The sequence below is a fragment of the Endozoicomonas sp. ALB115 genome, from assembly GCF_049310245.1.
Classification (GTDB): domain Bacteria; phylum Pseudomonadota; class Gammaproteobacteria; order Pseudomonadales; family Endozoicomonadaceae; genus Endozoicomonas.
This window is the reverse complement of the sequence record NZ_JBLYZG010000012.1, coordinates 78649-104805: the sequence shown is the minus strand read 5'-3', so window position 1 is coordinate 104805 and position 26157 is coordinate 78649. Positions and strand designations below refer to the sequence as shown.

Here is a 26157-nt window from a genome sequence, read left to right as displayed (position 1 = left end):
AGCCCCTTTACGCCCTCTCACTTAAAATACAATTGAAAGCATAAATCCCAGGCCAAAGACGATAAAAAAACGTCCTGTCAGAGGAGGCAAACGAACCATCTCAGCATCACCAGAATGGTTGGCAAGCAATCTGAGCGGCGCAATGGCAAAAGGCAGCGCTATCAGCAGATAAAGCGGGTTATCCAACTCGCCCGAATAATACAACAGAAAACTGAGAGGAAACCCTGCCAGTAACAGCACGGCATAAAGGCATTTCGCTGGAACCAGTCCCATACGAACGGTTAACGTGCGAATATTGTGACTGATATCATCCAGGTAATCCCGGATCTCATTGGACAGCAACAACGCAGAAGCCAGCAAACTCACCGGAATCGACATCCAGACCACTTCATTATTCCAGTACCCTCCAACGGCATAAAAGGCACCACTGACCATCAGTACACCAGTAAACAGAAATACTGCCGGCACCCCCCAGCCGCGATGTTTATAGACAATGGGTTCACCGGTATAAAAATAACCGCCGACGACACCAAAGACACCAAGCAACAATAACGGCCAGCCAACATCGATTACCAACAATAGTCCCATCATGCAGGCAATCAGGGCACAAAACCCCGCCAGGATAAAGTTTCGATGAATCTGCTTAACCACCTGCCTTGCCAACTCTCCAGAACGTTTTTTCCACAACACCAGATCAGCATGGTCATTGGCAAGATTGCTGGCAGCCTGAAGCAATACGCCAGCCAACATAACCAGCAGTGCTCTGCGCCAGTCGCCAACACCCTGCTGATAAGCCATTACCACGCCAAGGCCGCAGGTTACCAGGGCAACAGAATATGAGAAAGGACGTAGAGCTCTGGCAAGTCGATATTTGTCCGGATTCAGATCAAGGGCATCCACTGGCAGGCTCCTGAGAAAAAAGCGCGAGGATAAGGAAATTTCACGACGATGGCTATAAGAACACCAGAAAAAGGCAGCAATGAAATTGAAAGTAACTTCAGACAATGGCTAATAAGTAGTTGGCCAAATGGAATCGTATATTTCTGGCTAAGTGGGCAGTTGCTATGCAAGGCGCAACGTAGGGAGCATAGCCGTAGCTATGTGACCGGAGTTGCAACGCCGCAGAGTGACTGACAACTTAGTCAGAAATATATGATTTCATTTGGTTAACTACTTAATCAACCCTGCCACCGCCTGACAAAATCAGGCTGCCGCACATGCCTGAGGCGTTAACCCGAAGTAACGTTTAAATTCCCTGCTGAATTGCGTTGGGCTCTCATAGCCAACCTCTGCAGCTGCCTGCTTTACTCTGACCCCGTGATCCTGTAACAACTCTCTGGCCCGACTCAGGCGCAGTTTCTTCAGGTACTGAATAGGCGACGATGATGTCATATACCGGAAATTACGATGGAAGGTTGATGGACTCATATTAGCCATAGAGGCCAGGTGCCCAACATCAAGGGACTGATCATAATGCTCGTGCATATACTTCATTGCCCGCTCCAGACGGGCGATATGCGTATTGTGTCTGGCCAGGGCAAATAATGGCGCAGCCTGCTCCCCGTTAAGAACATGAAAAAGCAACTCTTGCACCAGCCCTTTGCCTAAGGCTTCACTCTCCAGCGGCGAGTGAAGGCACTGAGCCAGCCTTAACACCGTTGCTGAGAAAACATCCGTCACCGGGCTGACATATAAACTGCTTCGTGCCTCTAACAGATCTTCCATGGTGTCTGTCGCCTGTTGATGGTGGTCGAACAATCGCACCAGCGGATGCAACAGGCTGATATCGATATCGACCAGCATGGATAATAATGGCTTATCTTCAGCAACAATGGTTTCGCATTCCGCAGGAATAGGCAAAGTCAGTACCAGATAGTTATCCGGATTATATTCATAAGCCTGCTGCTCCAGGTAAATCCGTTTTGCACTCTGGGCTACAATGATAATACCTTGGCTATAGCACAGTGGCTCACGTTCTCTGGATTCGCTGGCTTTAAAAACGCCAACGCCGGGAATATGGGTTTTGTTATAGCCCTCTTCTTTGGCCAAAGGAGAGAGGGTCTGGGCTAATGGCGTCATGTCTTATCTTCTGATCGGTAATTTAGGCACAGCATAGCTTCACCCAATACATAAAAAAACCACTACTGATCGTTTTAGGCATGACTTTGCAAGTTATGGTTATTCTATTCCTGCACAGAAAGGATAATCTACGCTGGCTAGGAAATTTAATGAGGAAGAATCGCAATGATGAATTTTAATTATCAGAATCCAACCCACATTGTGTTTGGCCAGGACCGTCTGCAGGAACTGGATCAACTGGTACCGGCTAATGCCAAAGTACTGGTCCTTTACGGCGGTGGCAGTGTGAAGAAATTCGGTACCCTGGAAAAGGTGCTGGCCGGATTAGGTAACCGTGAAGTTTTTGAGTTCAGCGGTATCGAGCCAAACCCAACCTTTAACACCCTGATGAAAGCAGTTGAGATCGTCCGTGCTGAAAACATTGACTTCCTGCTGGCGGTTGGTGGCGGCTCTGTCATGGATGGCACCAAGTTTGTTGCTGCGGCAGCACCTTATGAAGGTGACGAAGTGGATCTGCTCAAGGCAGGTTTTGCCGGTGCGCCGATCACCACTGCCATTCCACTGGGTACGGTTGCCACCTTACCGGCCACAGGTTCTGAGATGAACATGGGTGCCGTTATTTCTCACGACATTGGCAAACTGCCGGTTATGAGTCCACTGCTCTACCCTCAGTTTTCCATTCTGGACCCATCACTGACCTTCACCCTGCCGCCGGTGCAAATCGCCAATGGCGTAGTGGATGCCTTCGTTCATGTACTTGAACAGTATGTTACCTACCCTGTTGACGCCCGGATTCAGGATCGTATGGCGGAAGGTATTCTGAAAACGCTGATTGAAGTGGGCCCGGTAACGCTGGCTGAGCCAGACAACTACGATGCCCGTGCCAACCTGATGTGGAGTGCCACTTCGGCCCTGAATGGCTATATTGGTGTTGGCGTTCCCCAGGACTGGGGCACCCACATGATTGGCCACGAGCTGACTGACCTGTTTGGCCTGGACCACGCCCAGAGTCTGGCAGTGGTTCTGCCATCCCTGTGGAAGCTGCGCAAAGATAAGAAGCGAACAAAACTGGTGCAGTATGCAGAACGCGTTTGGGATATCAGAGAAGGTAGTGACGATGAAAAGGTTGATCTCGCTATTGAGAAAACCCGCGATTTCTTTGAATCCCTGGGTGTAAAAACACGACTGTCACAGTATGGTGTTGAGCACAACCAGATTGAGAACGTGATCAAGGCTCTGGAAGCCCATGGCATGACGGCTCTGTCAGAGACCGGTGACCAGGATCTCAATACCTCCCGTGAAATCCTTGAAGATGCTTACGCAGCCTGACCTCTGATCCAGTATTTTCCATCACAAAAAAGGCCGGATATAAATCCGGCCTTTTTTTTTGTTACCTGAACCGGTTGTTTTACCAACCGGTCACTTCTTTCAGAGCTTCACCGATATCCGCCAGACTGCGAACCGTCTTGACACCTGCAGATTCAAGTGCCGCAAACTTCTCATCGGCAGTCCCCTTACCACCGGCAATAATCGCACCGGCATGGCCCATCCGCTTGCCCGGAGGCGCTGTGACACCGGCAATGTAAGAGACGACAGGTTTGGTGACATGCTCCTTGATATAAGCAGCCGCTTCTTCTTCAGCAGAACCACCGATTTCACCAATCATCACGATAGCTTCAGTCTTGTCATCATTCTGGAACAGTTCCAGAATATCGATAAAGTTGGAACCGGGAATAGGGTCACCACCAATACCAACACAGGTAGACTGACCAAAGCCATAATCGGTGGTCTGTTTGACCGCTTCATAGGTCAGCGTGCCGGAACGGGAAACAATACCCACCTTGCCCGGCAGATGGATATGGCCCGGCATAATACCGATCTTGCACTCACCTGGCGTGATAACACCCGGGCAGTTGGGACCGATAAGACGAACACCCAATTCATCACACTTGACCTTGCATTCCAGCATATCCAGCGTAGGAATACCTTCAGTGATGCAGACAATCAACTTGATGCCAGCATAAGCAGCTTCAAGAATGGAGTCCTTACAGAAAGGCGCAGGAACATAGATAACCGACGCTTCTGCACCGGTCTGATCAACCGCTTCAGCCACCGTATTGAAGACGGGCAGGTCCAGATGAGTCTGACCACCTTTGCCCGGTGTTACGCCACCCACCATGCGAGTGCCGTAAGCAATGGCCTGTTCGGAGTGAAAAGTCCCCTGGGCACCGGTGAACCCCTGGCAGATAACTTTGGTGTCTTTATTAATTAAAATGCTCATTACTGGTTCCCCGCTGCCTTAACTACCTGTTGGGCAGCCTCGGTCAAACTGTTGGCCGCGATGATATCAAGTCCACTGTTGGCAAGGGTCTGCGCACCCAGGTCGGCATTGTTGCCCTCCAGGCGAACCACGACAGGAACTTCAACGCCGACTTCTTTAACCGCACCGATAATACCTTCAGCAATCAGATCACAGCGGACAATACCACCAAAGATATTGACCAGAACGGCTTTCACACTGTCATCAGAGAGAATGATCTTGAAGGCTTCGGTGACACGCTCTTTGGTTGCACCACCACCAACATCCAGGAAGTTGGCAGGCGCACCGCCATGCAGCTTAACGATATCCATGGTCCCCATAGCAAGGCCTGCACCATTCACCATGCAGCCAATGTTGCCATCCAGTGCGACGTAGTTAAGCTCCCACTCAGCGGCATGGGCTTCACGGGCATCTTCCTGGGAAGGATCATGCATGGCTTTTAACTGTGGCTGACGGTACAGGGCGTTGCTATCAATGTTGATTTTCGCATCCAGGCAGTGCAGGTCACCTTCTTTGGTGATTACCAGCGGGTTGATCTCCAGCAGGGCAAGGTCGCATTCCTGGAAGAGTTTCGCCAGACCAAGGAAAATCTGGGTAAACTGCTTGATCTGCTTTCCTTCCAGACCCAGTTTGAAAGCCAGCTCACGGGCCTGATAAGGTTGGGCACCGGTCAGGGGATCAATGGTCGCCTTAAGGATTTTTTCCGGTGTTTCTTCCGCCACCTTCTCAATTTCAACCCCACCTTCAGTGGAGGCCATAAACACGATGCGACGGGTTGCGCGATCAACAACAGCGCCAAGATAAAGCTCTTGATCAATATCAGTGCAGCTTTCAACCAGTATCTTGCTGACCGGCTGGCCATTTTCATCGGTCTGATAAGTGACCAGGTTTTTACCTAACCACTGCTCGGCGAACGCGCGGATTTCGTCTTTGCTGGAGACCAGCTTCACACCACCCGCCTTACCACGACCACCGGCGTGCACCTGGGCCTTAACCACCCACTGATTACCACCGATTTCATCGGCAGCAGCAGCAGCCTGCTCTGGCGTATCCGCAGCGACGCCCTGAGAGACGGGCAGTCCATATTTGGCAAAGAGTTGTTTGCCCTGATATTCATGAAGATTCATTCTGACGCGGCCCTCTTTCTTATTTGAGCGTTGTTTTTAAGTTTCTCGTCAAACCATATCCCTGGATATTGTCTATGAAGAAAGGAGCAAGTCGACCCTGACCGCTCCCCTTAAGATACGTTTAACGACGTTTGCGATTGGCAATATGGATAGCGTGGCCATCAACCGCCAGAACTGCTTCGTGCAGTGCTTCACTCAGGGTTGGGTGTGAGAAAATGGTCAGCGCAAGATCTTCACTGCTGGCAGCGAACTCCATGGCAATAACCCCCTGTTGCACCAGCTCAGCTGCGCTTGGGCCCACAACATGAACGCCAAGAATACGGTCCGTTACCTTGTCGGCAATCACCTTGACCATGCCATGGGTATCATTGGCAGCCAGCGCACGACCACTGGCGGCAAACGGGAAGGTACCCACTTTGTACTCGTCACCACTGGCCTTGACTTCTTCTTCGGTTTTACCAACCCATGCCACTTCAGGGTGAGTATAAATCACCGAAGGAATCAGGTCATAGTTCATCTGTGCTTTCTGACCAGCAATGATTTCCGCCACCATAATGCCTTCTTCACTGCCCTTATGAGCGAGCATCGGACCCCGGACCACGTCCCCAACCGCATAAACGCCGGGAACGTCAGTGGCACAGTTATCATCAACAAAAATAAAACCGCGTTCATCCAGATTGACACCGGAGTCAGTAGCCAGCAGGTTTTCTGTATAGGGGCGACGACCGACAGCAACAATCAGTTTATCAAAGGTCAGCTTCTGTTCATCACCATTGGCATCCTGATAGGTTACTTCAACTTCGCTACCCTTGACTTCAGAACCGGTCACCCGTGCACCCAGGCGAATGTCCAGTCCCTGCTTTTTGAAAATCTTCTGGGTTTCTTTGGCGATTTGCTGGTCAGCCAGGGCCAGGAATTTATCCTGGGCTTCAAGGACAACCACTTCAGCGCCCAGCCTTCCCCAGACAGACCCCAGTTCCAGACCAATAACACCGGCACCAATAACCCCGAGACGCTTCGGGACTTCCTGAAACTCAAGAGCACCGGTAGAGTCAACAATAAGGCCTTCAGTCAGCGGTGTGGGGGGAATTTCAATGGGACGGGAGCCAGTGGCAATCACCACGTTGGCAGCATCAACCACTTCGACAGAACCGTCAGCCCTGGTTAATTCAACCTGCTTGCCAGACAGCACTTTACCGGCACCTTCCAGCAAGGTCACACCATTTGCCTTGAACAGACCGGTAACACCGGTAGTCAGCTGGTTCACAATATTGTCCTTGCGGGCAAGCATTGCAGGGACATCGATATCTACACCGCTGTGCTTAATGCCGTGCCTGACAAAATCTTCCTTGGCTTCAATAAATTTGTGGGAGCTATCCAGAAGGGCCTTGGAAGGGATACAGCCAACATTCAGGCAGGTACCGCCCAGTTTGGCCTTACCCTTGTCATCGGACCACTTCTCGATACAGGCAGTTTTCAGCCCCAGCTGGGCTGCACGAATAGCACAGACGTAACCGGCAGGGCCTGCGCCAATAACTACCACGTCGAACTGATTTGCCATAAGTTATTTCCAAAACGGTTTATAAAACAAGGTATACGGGTCAAGTCAATAATGGGCAGCACCGCTTAATAGAAAAAATAAGGCTGCCCGGTACAATCCGGAATCAAACGTCCAGAAGCATTCTGGCCGGATCTTCCAGCAGTTCCTTGATGGTCACAAGAAAGGTAACTGCGTCCTTGCCATCCAGCAGACGGTGGTCATAGGACAGGGCAAGGTACATCATGGGTAAAATTTCAACCTTGCCGTTAACCGCCATGGGACGTTCCTGAATTTTATGCATTCCCAGGATGGCCGACTGTGGTGGATTCAGGATGGGCGTTGACAACAGTGAACCGAATACACCGCCATTGGAAATGGTGAACGTTCCACCGGTCATTTCATCGATGCCGAGCTTGCCATCCATTGCCTTTTTACCGAACTCACGGATTTTTGCCTCAATATCAGCAAGGCTCATATCTTCGGTGTTACGAAGCACTGGTACTACCAGCCCGCGATCACTGGAAACGGCAACACCAATATCCTGGTAGCCATGGTAGACAATATCATTGCCATCAATAGAGGCGTTGACCACTGGATGACGGCGGAGCGCTTCAACACAGGCCTTGACAAAGAAAGACATAAAACCAAGTCGTACGCCATGACGCTTCTCAAAGGTATCTTTGTACTGGGCACGAAGCTCCATAACCGGTTTCATGTTGATCTCGTTGAAAGTAGTCAACATGGCCGCATTCTGCTGGGCCTGAACCAGACGCTCGGCAACCTTGGCTCGCAGGCGGGTCATGGGTACCCGTTTCTCTACACGCTCACCGGCAAACACCGGTGCGGTTGCCTCGACCTGAGGTGCTGGTGCAGCAGCCGTGGACACTGCCGGAGTGGCATCAACTGTCGGGGCTGGTGACACCTGAGCACCAGCTTCAACATGACGAACCACATCTTCCTTGGTTACACGGCCACCTTTACCGGTACCGGGAATAGCTGCTGGATCAAGGCCTTTCTCATCAGCCATCCGGCGTGCTGCAGGATTGAGAATGGGCTCTTCCTTAATGGCTTCCGGTGAAGCTGCAGGAGTAGCTGAAGCTTCAGCGGCAGCCGGGGCGGTGCCAGCAGAAGCCCCCTCCTGGAAAATTCCAACCACTTCACTGCTGAGAACAACTTCACCTTCAGGCTTGATAATTTCACTCAAAACACCATCTGCCGGTGCAACAACTTCAAGAACCACTTTATCGGTTTCAATATCAACCAGCAGTTCATCCCGATGGCATTGTTCACCGGGCTGCTTGTGCCAGGTTGCAACGGTGCCATCAGCAACGGATTCAGGAAAGGTAGGTGCTTTAATTTCTGTGGCCATTATTGATCCTTTGCGTCTTCGCCCCTTTAAGCGTTATTCACAGAAACTGTGTTAAACGCTCTGGCCAGATCGATAAATAGTACCTGCTGGCCGTTTAACCAATATTACTGCTCAGCATGAGCAGTAAATTATCATTATTCAAATGCTGAAAGCATCATTTACCAATTGCTGCTGTTCCTGGGCATGTATTGACATATAGCCACATGCCGGAGCGGCTGATGCTTCGCGCCCTGCGTACTTGAGACTCATTGTTTTATTCGGATGAACGGCAACTGAGCGACGCATGTGATGCTGACTACAGTACCACGCCCCCTGGTTCATTGGCTCTTCCTGACACCAGACCACATCTTTCAGGTTTGGATAACTGACAATGAGTTCATCCAGATCATCCTGAGGGAATGGGTAAAGCTGTTCAATGCGGATAATCACCGTATCAGTCAGCCCTTCCGTTCTCTTCTTTTCCAGCAGATCATAGTAGACCTTGCCTGAGCACATAATCATCCGGGTGATCACTGATGGCTCATGACCGTCAACCTCGGGGATAATCGTCTGGAAACTGCCCTCTGCCAGCTCTTCCAGAGAGGAGGTGGCCTGTTTGTGACGGAGCAGACTCTTGGGGGTAAATGCCACCAACGGTTTACGCAGCGGACGCAGCATCTGCCGTCTCAACATATGGAACACCTGTGCTGGCGTTGTCGGAACGCAGACCTGAATGTTGTGTTCCGCACACAGCTGCAGGAATCGCTCAAGTCTGGCCGATGAGTGCTCCGGCCCCTGACCTTCATAACCATGAGGGAGCAGCATGGTGAGGCCTGACAGGCGCCCCCACTTGTGCTCGCCACTGGAAATAAACTGGTCAATAACCACCTGGGCACCGTTGGCAAAATCACCAAACTGAGCTTCCCAGATAACCAGTGCATTGGGCGTTGTTGCTGCGTAGCCGTACTCAAAAGCCAGAACCGCTTCCTCGGACAGGAATGAGTCCCAGATCTGGAATCGTGGCTGCTCCGGGGAAAGTTTGGTCAGGTTCACCAACGTCGAGCCATCTTTCTGGTTATGGAATACCGCATGGCGGTGAGAAAATGTTCCCCGACCAACGTCCTGCCCGGTAATTCGAACTTCACTGCCTTCCATCAGCAGTGACGCATAGGCCAGCAGTTCAGCACACCCCCAGTTAATCGGCAGGGCTCCTGCCGCCATTTTACGACGATCCTCAACGATCTTGCTGACCTGACGCTGCAACACAAAACCTTCGGGAATTTCACACAGCTTCTGGCCTAATGATTGCAGTGTTCCCACGGCGACACGGGTATCATGGCGGGCAGTCCATTCGTGACCAAGATAGGGTGCCCAATCCACAAAGAGCTCTTTATTAGGCTCTTTTACCAGGGCCTTGACCACATGCTCACCGTTGTCGAGGGCATTACGGAAACTCTCTACCAGCTCTTTATCAGCCGCCTCACTGATCACACCTTCACCCAGCAGAACCTTGGCATAAAGATCCCTGGTGGTCGTGTGGGATTTAATCTTGCTGTACATCATCGGCTGAGTGGCGGACGGCTCATCCGCCTCATTGTGCCCGCGACGACGGTAACAGACCAGGTCTACAACAATGTCTTTATGGAACTCCATGCGGTAATCAAGGGCCAGTTTGGTAGCAAACTGAACCGCCTCAGGGTCATCACCGTTAACATGAAGGATCGGTGCCCCGACAATCTTGGCAACATCGGTACAGTATTCTGTGGAACGGGCATCTTCACGGAAACTGGTGGTAAAGCCAACCTGGTTGTTAATGATGATATGGATGGTGCCACCGGTTTTATAGGCACGGGTCTGGGACATTTGCAGGGTTTCCATCACAACCCCCTGCCCCGCAAAAGCGGCATCACCGTGAATGGCAATTGGCACTACTTTGTTGCCCACTGAATCTTTTCGACGGTCCTGACGGGCTCTGACTGAACCCTCAACCACCGGGGTAACAATTTCCAGATGCGATGGGTTAAACATCAGGGCAAGATGCACCTCACCACCCGGCGTCATCACATTGGAAGAGAAGCCCTGATGGTATTTCACATCACCAGAGCCGCGTTCAACCAGCTTCTTGCCTTCAAATTCGTCAAACAGATCTCCGGGCTTCTTACCCAGAATATTGACCAGTACGTTCAAGCGGCCACGGTGAGCCATGCCGATCACCAGCTCCTTCGAACCATAGGAGCCGGAGCGCTGAATAATCTCATCCAGCATGGGGATCAGAGACTCACCACCTTCCAGGCCAAACCGTTTGGTTCCGGGAAACTTGGTCCCCAGGTATTTTTCCAGACCTTCCGCTGCAGTCAATCGTTCCAGCAAGTGCAGCTTGGCTTCTACTCCTACTTCCGGGCGGCTGCGAACACTTTCCATACGACTCTGAAACCAGCGGCGTTCTTCTGTCTGGGGAATGTGCATATATTCAACACCAATTGACTGGCAATAGGTGGCTTTTAAGGCATCGTATATTTCCCGGAGAGAAGCGTGTTCCTTGCCAATAAACAACGTTGAAGTATGAAACTCGGTATCCAGATCCGCTTCGCTGAGACCGTGGTATGCCAGGGATAGATCAGGAAACTCTTCCCGTTTCATCACACCGAGAGGATCAATAACAGCCTGCTGATGACCGCGAATCCGAAAAGCGCTGATCAAACGCAAAACCTGAACCTGCTTGCGTTCGTGATCACTGGAAACCGATGATGTCTGAATCGGGCGGGTAGTCTGACGCTGACGCGCCATAAGGATGAAATTTTCCTGGATGGTAGAATGTGGAACATCCGCTCCACCACCACTTACCGGGGGCAACTTTTCAAAATAGTCACGCCACTGTACTTCTACGCTGTTGGGATCGCGCAGATAGCGTTCGTACATATCCTCGACGTATGCAGCATTTCCCCCTGCAATGTGGGAAGAACTCCACATCCGCTGCATTACACCTTCTTGCATGATCATTACCCCGTGAGTCTGGGGCTTATCCCGGGAAATCTGCTTTGACAAGCCTGACTGGCTGAAAAACAGAGGTCACTGATGATGTCGATAGCCAGTCAGTGAACGATCCCCCTCAGATAGGGTCGGATGTTTTCCGACCGCCCCTGCTGGTTCAAGCTATTGCGGCCCCATAATTCCGGATGGCAGCAGCACAATTTATTTAGTTTAAAAATATATTCAATTACAGGCTTTGTATTGTCAGAGGTCGCCTGCACTCTCCTGACAGAGCATAGCTGACTTTTCAGCTTTATGGTTCTTGAGTACCCCGGAAAAAGAATTTACAGGGTTACCTTTTTACCACCAACCAGCAAAGACAGGCTGGAATGACCCGCAACTATGTTGCACTCTTAAACAACATCTGCCTGATATGACCAATAGCCCGTGTCGGGTTCAAGCCTTTGGGGCAGACATTGACGCAGTTCATGATACCCCGGCAACGGAAAACACTGAATGGGTCATCAAGATCTGCCAGACGCTCCTCTGTCGCTGTATCCCTGCTATCGGCAAGGAAACGATAAGCTTGCAACAGGCCGGAAGGACCAACAAATTTATCAGGGTTCCACCAGAAGGAAGGACAGGCTGTTGAGCAGCAGGCGCAAAGAATACACTCATAAAGCCCATCCAGTTTCTCCCTGTCTTCAGGGGACTGGAGCCGTTCAATGGCTGGCGCTGGCGTATCGTTAATCAGGTATGGCTTGATCTTTTCGTACTGTTTGTAGAACAGACTCATATCAACCACCAGGTCCCTGATTACTGGCAACCCGGGCAGCGGACGAATAACCAGTTTATTTCCCCTGACAGCTTCTGACAAAGGGGTAATGCAGGCCAGACCATTGGTACCGCCAATACTCAAGCCATCGGAGCCACAAACACCCTCTCGACAGGAACGTCGGTAAACCAGCGTTGGATCCTGCTCTTTAATCAGATTCAGAACGTCCAGAACCATCAGGTCCCGGCCTTCCGGGATATCGACATCAAAGTCCATCATGTAGGGCTTTTTGTCGGCTTCCGGGTTATAGCGATAGATACTTACCTTCATAAGCCTCTCTCCCTCAGTAGCTTCTTGCCTTGGGAGGAAATGCCTCCATGGTTGCCGGAGCAAAGTTAACAGCACGCTTACTTACTGATTGATCAATCGGTGAGTAAAGCGAGTGCGCCAGCCAGTTTTCATCATCCCGCTCCTGGTAATCATTACGGGCATGAGCACCACGGGACTCTGTTCTGACCTCGGCGGAAACAGCTGTTGCATAAGCCACCTGATACAGGTTTTCCAACTCAAGTGCTTCAACCCTGGCGGTGTTGAATGCCTGACTCTTGTCCTCCAGATGCAGATTGGCCAGCCGCTCACCCAGCTCATCCAGCAGCTTTAGACCTTTCTGCATGCTCTCACCTTCACGGAACACACCAAAATAGAGCTGCATGGTGTTCTGCAAGTCAGCACGCACTTTGGCAACGCTTTCACCACTGCTTGATTTGTTCAGGCGATCGAGTCGTGACAAGGCTGCTTCCACATCACTGTCTGAGGCGTCCACAGAGTCAAAGCCATCTTTCAGGTTTTTCTCAATCTGCAGGCCAGCAGCGCGACCAAAGACCACCAGATCCAGCAGAGAGTTACCACCCAGACGGTTGGCACCATGAACAGAAACACAGGCCGCCTCACCACAGGCATAAAGGCCTTCAATCACTTCATCATTACCGGCCCCATCCTGACGCAGAGCCTGACCGCCAACATTGGTGGGAATCCCACCCATCATATAATGGCAGGTGGGCACCACAGGTACCGGCACTTTCACAGGATCGGCATGTGCAAAGGTTTTAGACAGTTCACAGATACCGGGCAGACGCAGGTTCAGAGTCTCTTCACCGAGATGATCCAGCTTCAGCAGAACGTGATCCTTATTGGGACCACAACCACGCCCTTCAAGAATCTCGATCACCATAGAACGGGCAACGACATCCCGGCCAGCAAGGTCTTTGGCGTTTGGCGCATAACGCTCCATAAAGCGTTCGCCCTCACTGTTAATCAGGTAACCACCTTCGCCACGGCAACCCTCTGTCACCAGTACGCCTGCACCATGAATGCCTGTAGGATGGAACTGCCACATCTCCATATCCTGCATCGGATATCCGGCACGCAAAGCCATACCGATACCGTCACCGGTATTGATCAGGGCATTGGTAGTGGAAGCGTAAATACGACCTGCACCACCGGTGGCCATGACTGTGGCTTTTGCTTTGATATAAACGGTTTCGCCACTTTCAATATCAATGGCGATAACACCGGCAACCTGACCTTTCTGATTCTTCACCAGATCAACGGCATACCACTCGTTAAGGAAGGTTGTGCCGCCCTTCAGGTTAGCCTGATACAAGGTGTGCAGCAGTGCGTGACCAGTACGGTCTGCTGCTGCACAGGTTCTGGCAGCCTGACCACCCTTACCAAAATCTTTGGACTGACCTCCGAACGGACGCTGGTAAATTCGTCCCTCTTCAGTCCGGGAGAATGGCAAGCCCATATGCTCCAGTTCGAAAACCGCCTGCGGACCCACCGAACACATATACTCAATGGCGTCCTGGTCACCAATATAGTCGGAGCCTTTCACGGTATCGAACATATGCCAGCGCCAGTCATCTTTAGGATCGGCACTGGCAATAGCACAGGTGATACCGCCCTGGGCAGATACCGTGTGAGAACGGGTAGGAAATACTTTACTGACGCAGGCCGTTTTAATTCCGGCCTGGGTAAGCTGGAGCGCGGCACGCATGCCTGCTCCCCCACCACCTATAACGATGGCATCATAGGTCAGGGTACGAAGTGCTGACATCGGTTAAAGCCCCCAAAGAATTTGCACGCCCCAGATCACATAACTGAACAGAGCAATAAAGCACACAACCTGCAAAGGAAAACGGATAAGGACAGACTTACTGCCAAAAGCGCGATCATTAAAATAGTCAGTGGTGATCGTCCACATACCGATCCAGGCATGAGCCAGGATAGAGATCAACGCCAGCAGGGTAAAAATCCGCATCCAGGTTTCATCAAAGAGCTCACCCCACTGGTCATACTGCAGATCCGGATTGATAACCAGGTAGCCCAGTAGAAACACTGAATAGACACCAAGAACCACTGCCGTCAGCCTTTGCAGCATCCAGTCATAAAGCCCACTGCGGGACAAATTGGTAATATTGGTTACCATACCCAAACCCCCGCAAGGATAATCAGCACTGTTGAAAGAACCAGAGTCACAATAGATCCGAGACTTCCAGACTCCTTGCCATCACCCACATCCATATCCATCAACAGATGTTTCACTCCGGCAATCAAATGATAAATCAGGGCAGACAGAATGCCCCAGATTATGAATTTTGCCAGGGGAGCTGACAGCAAGGCCTTGAGGGCGTCAAATGACTCCTCGGAAGCAAGCGACAATTCCAGTCCATAAAGAATAAAACCCAAACCAATAAACAGGATAACACCCGATATGCGGTGCAATATCGAAGTGTATGCAGGCAGGGGTAATTTGATTGTTGTTATATCGAGATTGACAGGTCTTTTGCTATTCACTCTTTTGCCCCAACGCTCGGTAGCGTACACAGCAGAATCAGCAAGAACATCCAGGTTCTCTGGACCCTACGACAAGCAAGTGGAGAAACGCTAAATGCGAAATATACGATTTCCCCTCAATTTAAAGCCGGTGGACCGAAGAACCAACCCTAACGGCTTCGGGATCGGAGTATATACACTCTAACAGGTAATTACAATTGCTCACCTTGTTAGGCAATTACCCCTAAAAGACCAAGCCGTTTTTCATAGATTTGTTACGGATTACATTCATAATCAGTTCGTTTGACAAAAAAATTTATGTCTCTATAGTGGTCAAACCGTAAAAGGGAGCTACTTACAACTAATTTGAATATTTTTTAAACAGTCTCCCGGCTTTATTTGTGATTTTTTCCGGCTTCATTTTGTAAAAAGTATCCATCTAAAGTAACTATAACGAGACCAAACGGCATGACAGGAGGCCATAAATGGCTGACAAGAAAGCTCTACTCTCCATTGACGGCACGGACCAGACACTGGAGTTACCCATTTATTCAGGCTCTCTCGGGCCTGATGTTGTTGATGTCAGGGGGCTGACTTCCAACGGTCTGTTCACCTACGATCCGGGCTTCGTTTCCACTGCATCCTGTGAGTCGAAAATTACTTACATCGATGGCGACAAAGGTATCCTCCTGCATCGTGGCTATCCAATAGAACAGCTGGCCGAGCAGTCTGATTATCTGGAAACCTGTTACCTGCTGCTTTATGGAGACCTCCCCAATCGCCAGGAAAAAGAAAAGTTCGAAAACACCATCATGCGTCACACCATGCTCCATGAACAGATGAGCGATCTGTTTTCCGGATTCCGTCGTGATGCTCACCCAATGGCGGTTATGTGTGGTGTTGTCGGAGCCCTGTCGGCGTTCTATCACGACTCACTGGACATCACCAATGAAGTGCATCGCGAAATCTGTGCCTATCGCCTGATTTCCAAAATGCCTACGCTTGCTGCCATGGCCTACAAATACTCCATTGGCCAGCCGTTTGTTTACCCACGCAATGACCTGAGCTACGGTGGCAACTTCCTCCACATGATGTTTGCCACACCCTGTGAAGAGTATGAAGTCAAGCCTGTTCTGGCCAAGGCAATGGATCGCATTTTCCTGCTCCATGCGGACCATGAGCAGAATGCCTCCACCTCCACCGTTCGTCTTGCAGGCTCTTCCGGAGCCAACCCATTTGCCTGTATCGCCGCCGGTATCGCTGCCCTCTGGGGCCCTGCTCATGGCGGTGCCAATGAAGCGGTGCTGGTGATGCTGAACGAGATTGGGGATGAAGCCAATATCGATGAGTACATTGCCAAAGCAAAAGACAAAGACGACCCATTCCGCCTGATGGGCTTTGGCCACCGTGTTTACAAGAACTTTGACCCTCGCGCCAAAGTCATGAAGCAAACCTGCGATGAAGTGCTGACGGAACTGGGCCTTGAAGATGACCCTCTGTTCCGGATTGCCAAGCGTCTGGAGAAAATCGCCCTGGAGGATGAGTACTTTATCAAGAAGAAGCTCTACCCCAATGTGGACTTCTACTCCGGGATTATTCTCAAGGCACTGGGTATTCCAACCGAAATGTTCACGGTAATCTTTGCTACCGGTCGAACTCCGGGCTGGATTGCCCACTGGCATGAGATGATCAGCGGTGATTACCGTATTGGGCGTCCTCGTCAGCTATACACCGGTGAGACAAAACGTGACTACATAGCTGTAACTGATCGCAGTTAATCCTCAGCTGCTTTTCTATCCCGGTATCTCTCGCAAAAGCGATACCGGGCTTAGTACTCCCTTTCTGCCCATCGTCTAAACTCAGATAAATAATAACTCCTGCGGTTTAAAGCCAGCACTTGAAACACTGAGTTCAACATATTCTTTCTATCTGGTCACAGCCAATTCTCCTGTTATTAAACGTGAGATCGTCTTCATGAAAGCGCCCACAGAACTGAAACTCATTACCGCAGAACAGTTTGGCATTGATATCGAAATGGCGTATGCGACCAGCAAGAATTTTACCGGACATCCGATTTATAAAAGCCACGACTGCTATCTTCACCCACTGGCCGCGCAGGGAATCAAACGAGCTTCAGAGCTGTTACGTCCACTGAATTTGAAATTGAAAGTATGGGATGCTTTCAGGCCAATAACGGCTCAGGCAGAATTATTCCTGCTTTTTCCTGATCCTGATTACGTTTCCGACCCGGAGAGCGGCCTGTGCAGCCACTGCCGTGGGATAGCAATTGACCTCACTATTATTGACCATTTTGGTCATGAGCTTGAGATGGGAACCCTATTTGATGACTTTCGCCCCCTGGCACACCATGGCAATAAACAGATTTCTGCTGAGGCGCAGCGCAACCGTCTGCTTCTGGCAGGCGTCATGAATCTTGCTGGCTTTGACCCTTTAGATACTGAATGGTGGCACTATCAACTGCCGGAGGCTGCAAGCTACCCCATTATTAAACCGGAGCAGAAACCATCGACACTGACGTAACCGCTTCCTCACTTAGCCAGAAAATACGATTTCATTTGGTTAACGACTTATGGTTGCAAACCATGCCCCTGCAGTGTGTGCACAATCGTTTCCGCCCAGGGTCGCCGATTGGCTTTTTTTTCAATCATCCCGTTGACCAATGCCGTCAGCTCGGGAGCTGACCGATGCTGACAATGAGGTTCAGCAAGTGTTACCGGTAACTTCTCTCGGCAAAATTCCTGCCAGGTATGCATGGTTAACAAGTCTGCATCCATCATAATCTCAACAAATGAGATGCCAGCGGAGTAAATATCAGCACTGTAATTCTGTCGCTTGCACTCTCTCACTTCTGGCGCAGAATATCGGGCAGAACCGGAGGCATCGCAGGGAAAGCGGTCCTCAACCACCCGGTGGGCATTACCAAAATCGGCGATCCGCAGACGGTTCGCAATCATATCAACCAGCAGATTGTCCGGTTTGATATCCCGGTGCAAAATGCGGTTCTGCTTCAGCACCGTCAGACCACGAGCCAGATCATACAGCCAGGAAACGATGGTCGGGACGCGTTCATCCGGCAGCACCTGAGTGATCGCCCGGGCCATATTGAGTCCGCCATCCTGGAGCACCAGCTCCGTGGTGTAGTCCTTCGTATCAATGATTCCGTTAAAGCCAATAAAACCGATAATAAAATCACTGCTCAGCGACCTGAGCAACAGAGCCTCATGATGATCGGCCTCATAAACCGCCTTAGCCTCTTCATCACTGGCATCAATACTGCGGCTTCGGATTATCCATGGCTTCTTTGCCGGGGCACGGGGTGAGTATCTGACCACAAGCGTCTCGCAGGCTGAAGATTCAGCATTACTATTACAGCTGATTTCACTGGCAGTAGCGTTGGACTTATCTGGATTTTCCCCCAAGGAGACCGGCCTGGGTAACTTTTCTTCAGCGCTGGCAGGCACCGACCAGGGGTCTTCTGGTTTCTCGCCGGGAGTCGTTGGCGCACTTCCAATCCCGGATGAGTTGTCATCTCTGAAGATGATATCGTTATCGTCGTCTTCATCTGCCCGGGAAAAAGAATCCAGACTACTGTTGAGGCCGGGAATCTCAACATCAGCAAAACCTTCATCACCGTTGACACTGTCAGCACTGTCCTCGTCCCCGCTGGAGGCGTCTTCATCTGCGCTAGACCAGCCCACAGAGAGATCCGTTCCGGATACGCTTCGTGCCCGTAAACCCGTTTCATGATGATGGAGCTCAGACTCAGGTAACGCCTTTTCAGCATTATCCACCACGCTCACAACTGACTGTCCTGGTAGTTTCTGATCCTGACCATCCACAGGCCGATCGCTCCCATTCCCGGATACTCCGTCCATAAAGCCACCTGCTGGTCTTGTATATCTTCAGTTTTTTCGACCAGCGCAGCTGATAATCGATACAAGTTTAATAACACGCGCCACAAGCCCGACCAAGCATCAAAGTTATCAGATGCCCATCACGGGAGTCAGAACGCACGATGGGTATCATCTGTCGTCTTCAAGGAGACAACGACCAGTTTCTTTCGGAAACTGCCGTTGTCCGAAAATGATTCGCGGGTAACAATTTCAGGAATAAGCCCCGATGCAGCCCTGTCGAATAAGGCATCCGAGTCGTAGGATATGTACAAATCCGGATACTTTTCGCGATGAAGCTTGAGGTAAAGATGGTAACTGGAATCAAAATCGTGCCAGTAGCAAGAACCCCTACCTTTGCGAAATGAATTGCAGATGCCAAGCCAGGAGTCCTTGATAGTACGATCTGGTAAATGGTGCTTGAGAGTCAAATGTTTGTAGAAACGCTCACACTTTCTCTGTTCCGCCACCTGACAGGAGCTGTTGTAGATCTCGGACAGGCTGATGTCTTCTATACCACCGGATCGGTTAAAACAGGTCACGCTGAGGGTTTTGTACTCCACTTTACTGACATCAACCTCGGCTTTAAGCGTTGTCAGAGTGTCTGAACCCCAACCGACAACCACAATGGCGTGCTCAAGCCACTGACTGTGGCAGTCGGATGAGGCCGGGTGACTGATGGTATCCTGGTCCATCTGGACAAAAACGATGACATGACGTCCTGCTCGAAAGGCATGGTCGAGCAGCGACACCATCTCAACCGGGTCTTTATATTCATGTAAACTGGTGGCCATTCCCATCCCGCAGGCCACTTTCTGGAACAGCTCGGGCGAGGTAATCTCACCAACGGCTGAACCGCAGGACTTGGCAATTTTACGCGCGCTTAATGCACTCGCATCACCATTTTTGTAGGGCAGTAGCTGGCCGCAGGCACATAAAACATGATGCACAACGGCCAGGGCATAAACCTTGCACTGTGGCCCCAATTGCAAATCAAAGTTCTGCTCGCAACGAGTCAGTGGCGTACACCTGGGAATTGACTGATGAAGACTTTCCATAAACATGCTGACCTGAATAAAGGGTTTTGCATACAAGACCGATTTGTTTACTGATAGTTCAGATGTTTGGTTTTCAGGTAGTGGCAAAATGATGTGGGGCAGAAGTTCTCGCCCTTCAACAGACTCAGCATGAACAGATCCCCATATCCCGCTAAAAATACAGGAAACCTGTGAAATAGTGACTATGCTTGCTATTTGCCCTGGTATGGAGACTCCAGTGACGACAATAAATAGTAATGGCAATCTGGTTCTACTTAGCGAAAAGCACCACCCCGTTACACTTGATATTACCTATGCCAGTAGCAACAACTTTACCGGCAAGCCCATTTACCAAAGCAGCCAATGCTTTCTGCATATTGACGCACTGACTTGCCTGCTGAAAGCGACCGAGCTGCTCAGACCACTGAATCTCCGGCTCAAAATCTGGGATGCCTTTCGTCCATTGTCGGCACAGCACATCCTGTTTCACCACATGCCGAACCCTGACTATGTTGGCAACCCGGAATCCGATCCCTGCCCACATTGCAGAGGCGTTGCGGTAGATCTCACCATCACCGACCGTTTTGGCAGAGAGCTTGACATGGGCAGCCAATTTGATGACTTTCGTCCGCTGGCCCATCATGGCAACGCTCTGGTTTCAGAAGAAGCACAGCGCAACCGACTTATGCTGGCAGGCGTGATGAATATTGCCGGTTTTAAGCCCTTGGCAACCGTGTGGTGGCACTACCAGCTACCCAACGTGGAGAGTTATCCCTTAATCCCTGAAGCTGAGACACCTGAAGGGATAATATGACTCCCTGCTTTTTCAGCACAGAATAAAGCACACGTGGCTCTGTGATTTGCTATAAATCATACCTGATTTGCCATGATGACCTTTAAGCGAACCCTGGTAATTACCCAATTAAAAATCCGGGAATGAATGCCTTCATTCGAGACAGTGCAATGTCTCATAGCTTAGTCATCGACAACGATGGTAAAGAGCAGGTTCTAACGCTCCTGAAAGACCTATGATGAGCACAATATGTATCACTGGCTACAGCTAAATGAGCTCAACATCCTGCGCTATTCTGTTGTGCTGGAGCTTTTTTTTGGAGTGACAGGTATTCTCGTAGCCTTCTACAGCCGCTCAAACGCTGTACTGCTGGACGGTTGTTATTCCCTGCTTTGCACCTTGACGATGATGGCAAACGTCAGGATATCCCAGATCGTCAAGCTGCCGCCATCCCCTGAAAGCCCTTATGGTTACCCAACCCTTGAGCCATTAATGCTTTTTTTTGAAGGCATTATTTTACTGGGACTTTGCCTTGCCTTACTGTCTTTTTCTATCTGCAAACTCATCACCGGTGGGTATATACCGGAGTTTGACCTTGCCTTGGCTTACGAGATTTTTTCAACGATCATCGGGGGAGCTACAGCCACACTTTTTTTTCTGCTTAATCGCTCTAAACCCTCCCCGCTGATCTATTTTGAATGCCAGGAGTGGCTGGTTGACTCTGCCGTCAGTGCAGCGGCCACGGCAGCGTTTGCCATAGCTTACCGGTTAGGAAATAGTCACCCGATTACCCCTTTTATTGACTCCATACTCACCATAGGGCTACTGCTGTTTCTGGTCGGGCTCCCCCTCAAGACACTGCACAAAAACTTTAAACAATTGCTGTTAAAAGATGTGGTAACACCAGAGCTGTTAGAATCGACAAAAAAAGTCATCGCAGAACAATGGGACGGCCAGCAAATCAATATCAGCATGATCTGGCTCGGCAGATGGTTATGGGTCAATGTAGAGATAACCATCCATAACGATACTTTGCCAAATAAAGAGGAGTTTGAGAGTATCAGGGCTAAAGCAGAACACGCTATCAGCTCAATATGTCAATATTATCGTCTTCAGTTCAGCTTCAGTTTTCAGAACAGCACTTAATACCTGTGGGCAATTGGGTCAGTAATCACAACAGTATCACCACGAAGCATAAAGTTACCGCCATGAAGGTCCATTGAGCCCACCGTTGACAGTTGGGTCAATACATCAAAGAGTGTTTGCAGAAAGTCTTCATGGGATTCAATGATACCGTCATCAACCACATCGGAGATATTGTTGCCTGCTCGTTGCACCAAATCAGAACTGGATATTTTTATCTTCTCAACAAACACTTCCAGTGTTTTGATTTCCTTAGGAAACTCACTGTTATCCACACCAAAAGACTGCATGACCGCCTTACAGGAACCCCATAAAAGGCCAAAGTCATAGTCATGAAAGTGCCGGGGTTCTGTTGCCCGCGACCCATCATCCATAAAGTCTGACAGACGCTCCACCACGTAAACCCGAACCACCATCCCGCAGGGTAAGGTAATGACATCTTCACGATGAATAACAGGCAGGTGTGGGTTGCTCTGGTTTTCCGGTGTCATACACCATCGGGCAAAAAGGTAATAGCCATCTTTTTTGTCAGGACACACCTTGACCACCTTATCCGGTTCATCGGGCAGGTTATAAACCGTGGCATAAACACCCTCTGCCACAGGATCAAGCTCTGAACAGCGGTCCAAATATTGTGCAATATCCTGCTTGTCTCTGATTTCATTCTGTTCGACAAGTACTTTTATATCCTGGATTGTTTCCGAGTAAATTTTCATTTTTATAGTTTTTCCATGCCCATTCAGGCACAAGAATATCCGTATTTTTATTTGTTTCTAGCCCGTACCATTTATTCTATCACTGTCTGACAAGTCATAAACCAACAGATACTTAGAAAATGCAATAGGTGTTAATTATTGCCGGGAAACACCGACAGCTCTTAGAATTGAGCATGGTCGGGCTTGTAACTTTTCTAGAGAGTTCTGGGTTTTGGTAATTTGGGGCCATCGGAAGGAGGCGCAAACGGTTGCGTATTCCCCGGATTCACCCAGTGATCCGGCACCTGAATCTCAGAACTGAAGCCGGGGGCGTCAGGGTTACGGGAAGGTCCAATTATTCCTCCAGATTCTGGTGTATAAACGGCACTGGGAGAATTGGTCAGCCAAGCAGGGTTGTTAATTTCACGGATTACGCGATCTGGTGGAATAAACGCCATAGGGCCGGTTGGTAAATGAGTACCAATGTAACTACGTCCCTCATTAATGATTTTCAATTCCCCTTGATGTACCGATGATGGGTGTTGCTCGGCGATGGTAATACCTCTGCCGCGAAAATTTCGGGGAATACCATCTTGGGCTCTATCGGGGAATCCGGGGTCTGCTCCTCTTGCCGCGCCATCAGGTCGGCCCGGTCCCGGTGGACGTGGCGATGCACTCCCAATGTATAGTGATGCTGAGTTATTTAAAGGGTTACTCATAATTATAAACCTCTTGAGTCCTCTCAATAGCGCAATCCTATTGCGGATTATCCCTATTGCTATGAGACTAACCAAAGTTCTTTTAGTTCCTTGCCCTGTTACTTGTTTTGTTGTTGTACCTATGTCCGGAATTCAAAGGCTAATGTCAACCTCTCTTGATTAATCCTCTGATTTCAGGAATACAGGACCCACAGTTGGTTCCCGCCTGCAAATGACTGCCCACTTGCACAGGGTCGGTCAACCCATGTTCAGCAATGGCCCGGCAGATGGTCTTCTCACCAACCCCAAAGCAGGCACAAACCTGCCTGCCGGCGTCTTCTCCCCGGGGAGGCTGGCCGGACAGAACCCACCAGGCTTCCTCAATTGAGGCCGTCTGACAAAACCAGGACTGTAACCACTGCCGATCACAGGAAGATATCGCCTGACTTGATACCCAAATAGCCTGAAGCTGTGCATCACTAAACCAGGCCACCCGACGCTCACCAGCGGTATTGTCGGTAAACTCAACCTTTTGATAGCTCTTGAGCCTTGAGAACAGTGATAACTGATCCAGGTTGCTACCCGCCATTTCATAGCGATAGCCATTTTCAATACGGACCTCAGTCATATAATCCATGTCGCCAAAAGCTACTCTCTCCCGAGTAATAAGTACGCCATACCGCTCAGTGTGGTAAGGTTCAACAGCCACCGGCGTATACTTCAGGTCCGGCTGTTTGGACACAGGATCAAGCACCGGATTCACCAGCACCCCGGAAAAGCCCGTCTCACTGTGCTGGCGTGTCCAGTGCATGGGCATAAACACTTCACCAGGCCGTTGAGCTTCAGAAACCTGCACTCGCACCGCCGCTTTGCCAAATTCCGATGAAATCTGACACAACGCCTGATCACGCAACTGGTAACTTTCAGCATCTTTCGGATGTATGGCCAGAAACGGCTCATCGGTATGTTGATTCAACCGGGCTGAAAGCCCGGTTCGGGTCATTGTGTGCCAGTGATCACGCACCCGCCCGGTATTCAGCAACAGTGGATAAGACTTTCCGGGAGCATTCAGAGGGCGCAGAACATCAGTGGCAATAAAATTGGCCCGGCCATTCCCGGTGAAGAAGCCGCCATCCTTAAAAAATCGTGCCTTGCTTGCTGTTGTTGATATTACCGGCTGTGTGTCAGACAGCGCCCCGGAACCATCACCCTGAACCGCTGATAATGGCCATTGAAACGGTTCCAAAGCGTCATATTCTGAGTCAGTGATATCGGCCAGGGGAGCAATGGTAAAATCCCGGACTTTTCCTTCCCGGTTATTTTCATAGCCTGACAGTGCCGCATGCTCACGGAAAATATCAGCACTGCCGGAATAGTTAAACGCCTCGGCAAACCCCAGACGGCCTGCCACTTCACTGATCATCCACCAGTCCGGCCTGGCTTCTCCGGCCGTGGGAAATAACGCACGCTGTCTGGAAATTCGCCGCTCAGAGTTGGTCACCGTGCCATCCTTTTCACTCCAGGGCGCTGCTGGCAATAAAATATCGGCAAATGCAGCCGTATCCGTGTGCTCAATGCAGTCTGAAACGACCACTGTCGGACACTTTGTCAGAGCCTTTATCACCCGGTTACTCTCCGGCAAACTGACAACCGGGTTAGTCCCCATGATCCAGACAAAACGTATTTCACCCCGATCCATTGACTTGAACAGGTCAACCGCCGTCTTGCCCGGAGACTGCGCCATATTGGCTGCCTGCCAGAAACGCCCGACCCTGGCGATATCATCAGGCGTAAACTCCATGTGCGCAGCCAGCTGATTGGCCAGCCCACCCACTTCCCTGCCACCCATGGCATTGGGCTGCCCGGTGAGTGACAATGGACCACTGCCGGGACGACCGATACGACCGGTAGCCAGATGACAGTTGATCATGGCATTCACTTTATCCGTCCCGGCTGCTGACTGGTTCACCCCTTGCGACCAGGCCGTCACGGTTTTATCGGTGGTACAAAACCAGTGATAAAACTGGATAAGTTCGTTTTGCTCTACACCACAGGCATCCGCCAGCTGTTGTATATCACCAACACTGGCCCTGGCCACTTCCAGCGCCTGATCGAAGCCCTGACAGTGTTGATCAATATAGTCCTGATCCAAAGCACCCTGATCGGCAAGCCAGGCAAGCAGACCATTAAACAGCAATACATCCGCCCCCGGTTTTATCGCCAGATGCAGATCAGCAAGATCACAGGTTTCTGTGCGTCTCGGGTCAATCACCACCACTTTCATGTCCGGCCGCTGCTCTTTCATCGCCCGGATACGCTGAAATAACACCGGGTGACACCAGGCCGTATTGGAGCCCACCAGCACCAGCAGATTAGCCAGCTCCAGATCCTGATAAGTATTCGGTACGGTATCCGAACCAAATGCACGCTTCTGGCCAGCCACGGTGGAAGCCATGCAGAGCCGTGAGTTGGTATCCATATTGGCACTGCCGATAAACCCTTTCATCAGTTTATTGGCGACATAGTAGTCTTCTGTCAGCAGCTGACCCGACCCATAAATGGCCACAGAGTCCGGCCCATACTGTTCAATGGTTTCCTGTAGCCGTGAGGCCACTTGATCCAGGGCTTCAGACCAGACTACCTGACGACCATGAACTTTTGGGTAAAGAAGACGCCCGTCCAGTGATACCGTTTCCCCCAGAGCGCTGCCCTTGGAACAGAGCCGACCATAATTGGCTGGATGATCTTCCCGCCCGGTAATCTCCACCAGGTGCAGCTCAGGATCAACCACCCTGGCGGAAATACCGCAACCCACACCACAGTAGGCACATGTTGTATTGATAGCCTTTGCCAATTGATTTACTGCCATGATGTTTGCCTGAATCA

21 protein-coding genes are annotated in these 26157 nt (G+C 50.4%); 5 read left to right on the top strand and 16 right to left on the bottom strand.

The features are described from left to right. Positions 1-21 precede the first annotated feature (21 nt). Both ACO6VE_RS08110 and ACO6VE_RS08105 read right to left on the bottom strand, forming a co-directional pair. Positions 22-900, bottom strand: coding sequence for a prenyltransferase (locus ACO6VE_RS08110; RefSeq protein ID WP_422445963.1), 879 nt, complete (start codon positions 898-900; stop codon positions 22-24). Positions 901-1203: 303 nt separating this feature from the next. Continuing rightward, a complete protein-coding gene (locus tag ACO6VE_RS08105; RefSeq protein ID WP_422445965.1) occupies positions 1204-2079 on the bottom strand; it encodes an AraC family transcriptional regulator N-terminal domain-containing protein in 876 nt (291 codons plus the stop codon). Between the two features lie 165 nt (positions 2080-2244). Here ACO6VE_RS08105 and ACO6VE_RS08100 point away from each other — a divergent pair, with 165 nt between their 5' ends. After that, on the top strand, positions 2245-3408 hold the full coding sequence (locus tag ACO6VE_RS08100) for an iron-containing alcohol dehydrogenase (protein ID WP_422460732.1): 1164 nt from the start codon (positions 2245-2247) through the stop codon (positions 3406-3408). Between the two features lie 79 nt (positions 3409-3487). Here the strand turns inward: ACO6VE_RS08100 and sucD are convergent, their stop codons facing one another. The 9 genes from sucD to sdhC form a co-directional block, all read right to left on the bottom strand. Further along, positions 3488-4360 (bottom strand): succinate--CoA ligase subunit alpha, encoded by an 873-nt coding sequence (sucD, locus tag ACO6VE_RS08095; protein ID WP_422445969.1) that lies wholly within the window; start codon positions 4358-4360, stop codon positions 3488-3490. Continuing rightward, positions 4360-5526, bottom strand: a complete 1167-nt coding sequence (sucC, locus tag ACO6VE_RS08090) for an ADP-forming succinate--CoA ligase subunit beta (protein WP_163370820.1) — start codon at positions 5524-5526, stop codon at positions 4360-4362. Before sucC ends, sucD begins: the two co-directional genes overlap by 1 nt. 121 nt (positions 5527-5647) lie before the next feature. Next, a complete protein-coding gene (lpdA, locus tag ACO6VE_RS08085) occupies positions 5648-7087 on the bottom strand; it encodes a dihydrolipoyl dehydrogenase (RefSeq protein WP_422445971.1) in 1440 nt (479 codons plus the stop codon). A 103-nt stretch (positions 7088-7190) separates the two neighbouring features. Then, positions 7191-8435, bottom strand: a complete 1245-nt coding sequence (gene odhB / locus ACO6VE_RS08080; RefSeq protein ID WP_422460730.1) for a 2-oxoglutarate dehydrogenase complex dihydrolipoyllysine-residue succinyltransferase — start codon at positions 8433-8435, stop codon at positions 7191-7193. 138 nt (positions 8436-8573) lie between these two features. Further along, entirely contained in the window at positions 8574-11408 is a 2835-nt protein-coding gene (locus tag ACO6VE_RS08075; RefSeq protein WP_422445975.1) for a 2-oxoglutarate dehydrogenase E1 component, read from the bottom strand. A 376-nt stretch (positions 11409-11784) separates the two neighbouring features. Continuing rightward, complete coding sequence (locus ACO6VE_RS08070) at positions 11785-12489, bottom strand: succinate dehydrogenase iron-sulfur subunit (RefSeq protein WP_101746869.1); 705 nt, start codon at positions 12487-12489, stop codon at positions 11785-11787. Positions 12490-12502: 13 nt separating this feature from the next. Further along, positions 12503-14275 (bottom strand): succinate dehydrogenase flavoprotein subunit, encoded by a 1773-nt coding sequence (gene sdhA / locus ACO6VE_RS08065; protein WP_101746868.1) that lies wholly within the window; start codon positions 14273-14275, stop codon positions 12503-12505. Positions 14276-14278: 3 nt separating this feature from the next. Beyond that, the gene (sdhD, locus tag ACO6VE_RS08060; protein WP_269674836.1) at positions 14279-14647 is read right to left on the bottom strand and encodes a succinate dehydrogenase, hydrophobic membrane anchor protein; all 369 of its coding nucleotides are present in this window, start codon (positions 14645-14647) and stop codon (positions 14279-14281) included. Beyond that, positions 14641-15015 carry a succinate dehydrogenase, cytochrome b556 subunit gene (gene sdhC / locus ACO6VE_RS08055; protein WP_422460728.1) on the bottom strand — a complete coding sequence of 125 codons (375 nt, stop codon included), beginning with the start codon at positions 15013-15015 and terminating at the stop codon, positions 14641-14643. The genes sdhD and sdhC overlap by 7 nt, the downstream gene beginning before the upstream one ends. 464 nt (positions 15016-15479) lie before the next feature. Between sdhC and gltA the strand changes: the two genes are divergently transcribed. Together gltA and ddpX (ACO6VE_RS08045) are read left to right on the top strand one after the other, a co-directional pair. Then, positions 15480-16772 (top strand): citrate synthase, encoded by a 1293-nt coding sequence (gene gltA / locus ACO6VE_RS08050; RefSeq protein ID WP_269674837.1) that lies wholly within the window; start codon positions 15480-15482, stop codon positions 16770-16772. A gap of 196 nt (positions 16773-16968) precedes the next feature. Then, positions 16969-17535 (top strand): D-alanyl-D-alanine dipeptidase, encoded by a 567-nt coding sequence (gene ddpX / locus ACO6VE_RS08045; protein ID WP_422445980.1) that lies wholly within the window; start codon positions 16969-16971, stop codon positions 17533-17535. 47 nt (positions 17536-17582) lie between these two features. On the opposite strand, the gene ACO6VE_RS08040 is transcribed toward ddpX (ACO6VE_RS08045), so the two are convergent. After that, positions 17583-18890, bottom strand: coding sequence for a protein kinase domain-containing protein (locus tag ACO6VE_RS08040; RefSeq protein WP_422445982.1), 1308 nt, complete (start codon positions 18888-18890; stop codon positions 17583-17585). Between the two features lie 128 nt (positions 18891-19018). Further along, positions 19019-19963, bottom strand: a complete 945-nt coding sequence (locus ACO6VE_RS08035) for a hypothetical protein (protein WP_422445984.1) — start codon at positions 19961-19963, stop codon at positions 19019-19021. A gap of 217 nt (positions 19964-20180) precedes the next feature. Here ACO6VE_RS08035 and ddpX (ACO6VE_RS08030) point away from each other — a divergent pair, with 217 nt between their 5' ends. After that, a complete protein-coding gene (ddpX, locus tag ACO6VE_RS08030) occupies positions 20181-20756 on the top strand; it encodes a D-alanyl-D-alanine dipeptidase (protein WP_422445986.1) in 576 nt (191 codons plus the stop codon). A gap of 228 nt (positions 20757-20984) precedes the next feature. Then, positions 20985-21881: a cation transporter gene (locus tag ACO6VE_RS08025; RefSeq protein ID WP_422445988.1), complete on the top strand. Its 897-nt coding sequence runs from the start codon at positions 20985-20987 to the stop codon at positions 21879-21881. On the opposite strand, the gene ACO6VE_RS08020 is transcribed toward ACO6VE_RS08025, so the two are convergent. The 3 genes from ACO6VE_RS08020 to ACO6VE_RS08010 form a co-directional block, all read right to left on the bottom strand. Then, complete coding sequence (locus ACO6VE_RS08020) at positions 21878-22594, bottom strand: hypothetical protein (protein WP_422445990.1); 717 nt, start codon at positions 22592-22594, stop codon at positions 21878-21880. The genes ACO6VE_RS08025 and ACO6VE_RS08020 overlap by 4 nt on opposite strands. Before the next feature lie 194 nt (positions 22595-22788). Then, a complete protein-coding gene (locus ACO6VE_RS08015; RefSeq protein WP_422445992.1) occupies positions 22789-23292 on the bottom strand; it encodes a hypothetical protein in 504 nt (167 codons plus the stop codon). Between the two features lie 145 nt (positions 23293-23437). Continuing rightward, entirely contained in the window at positions 23438-26140 is a 2703-nt protein-coding gene (locus tag ACO6VE_RS08010) for a molybdopterin-dependent oxidoreductase (RefSeq protein WP_422460726.1), read from the bottom strand. Positions 26141-26157: the final 17 nt, after the last annotated feature.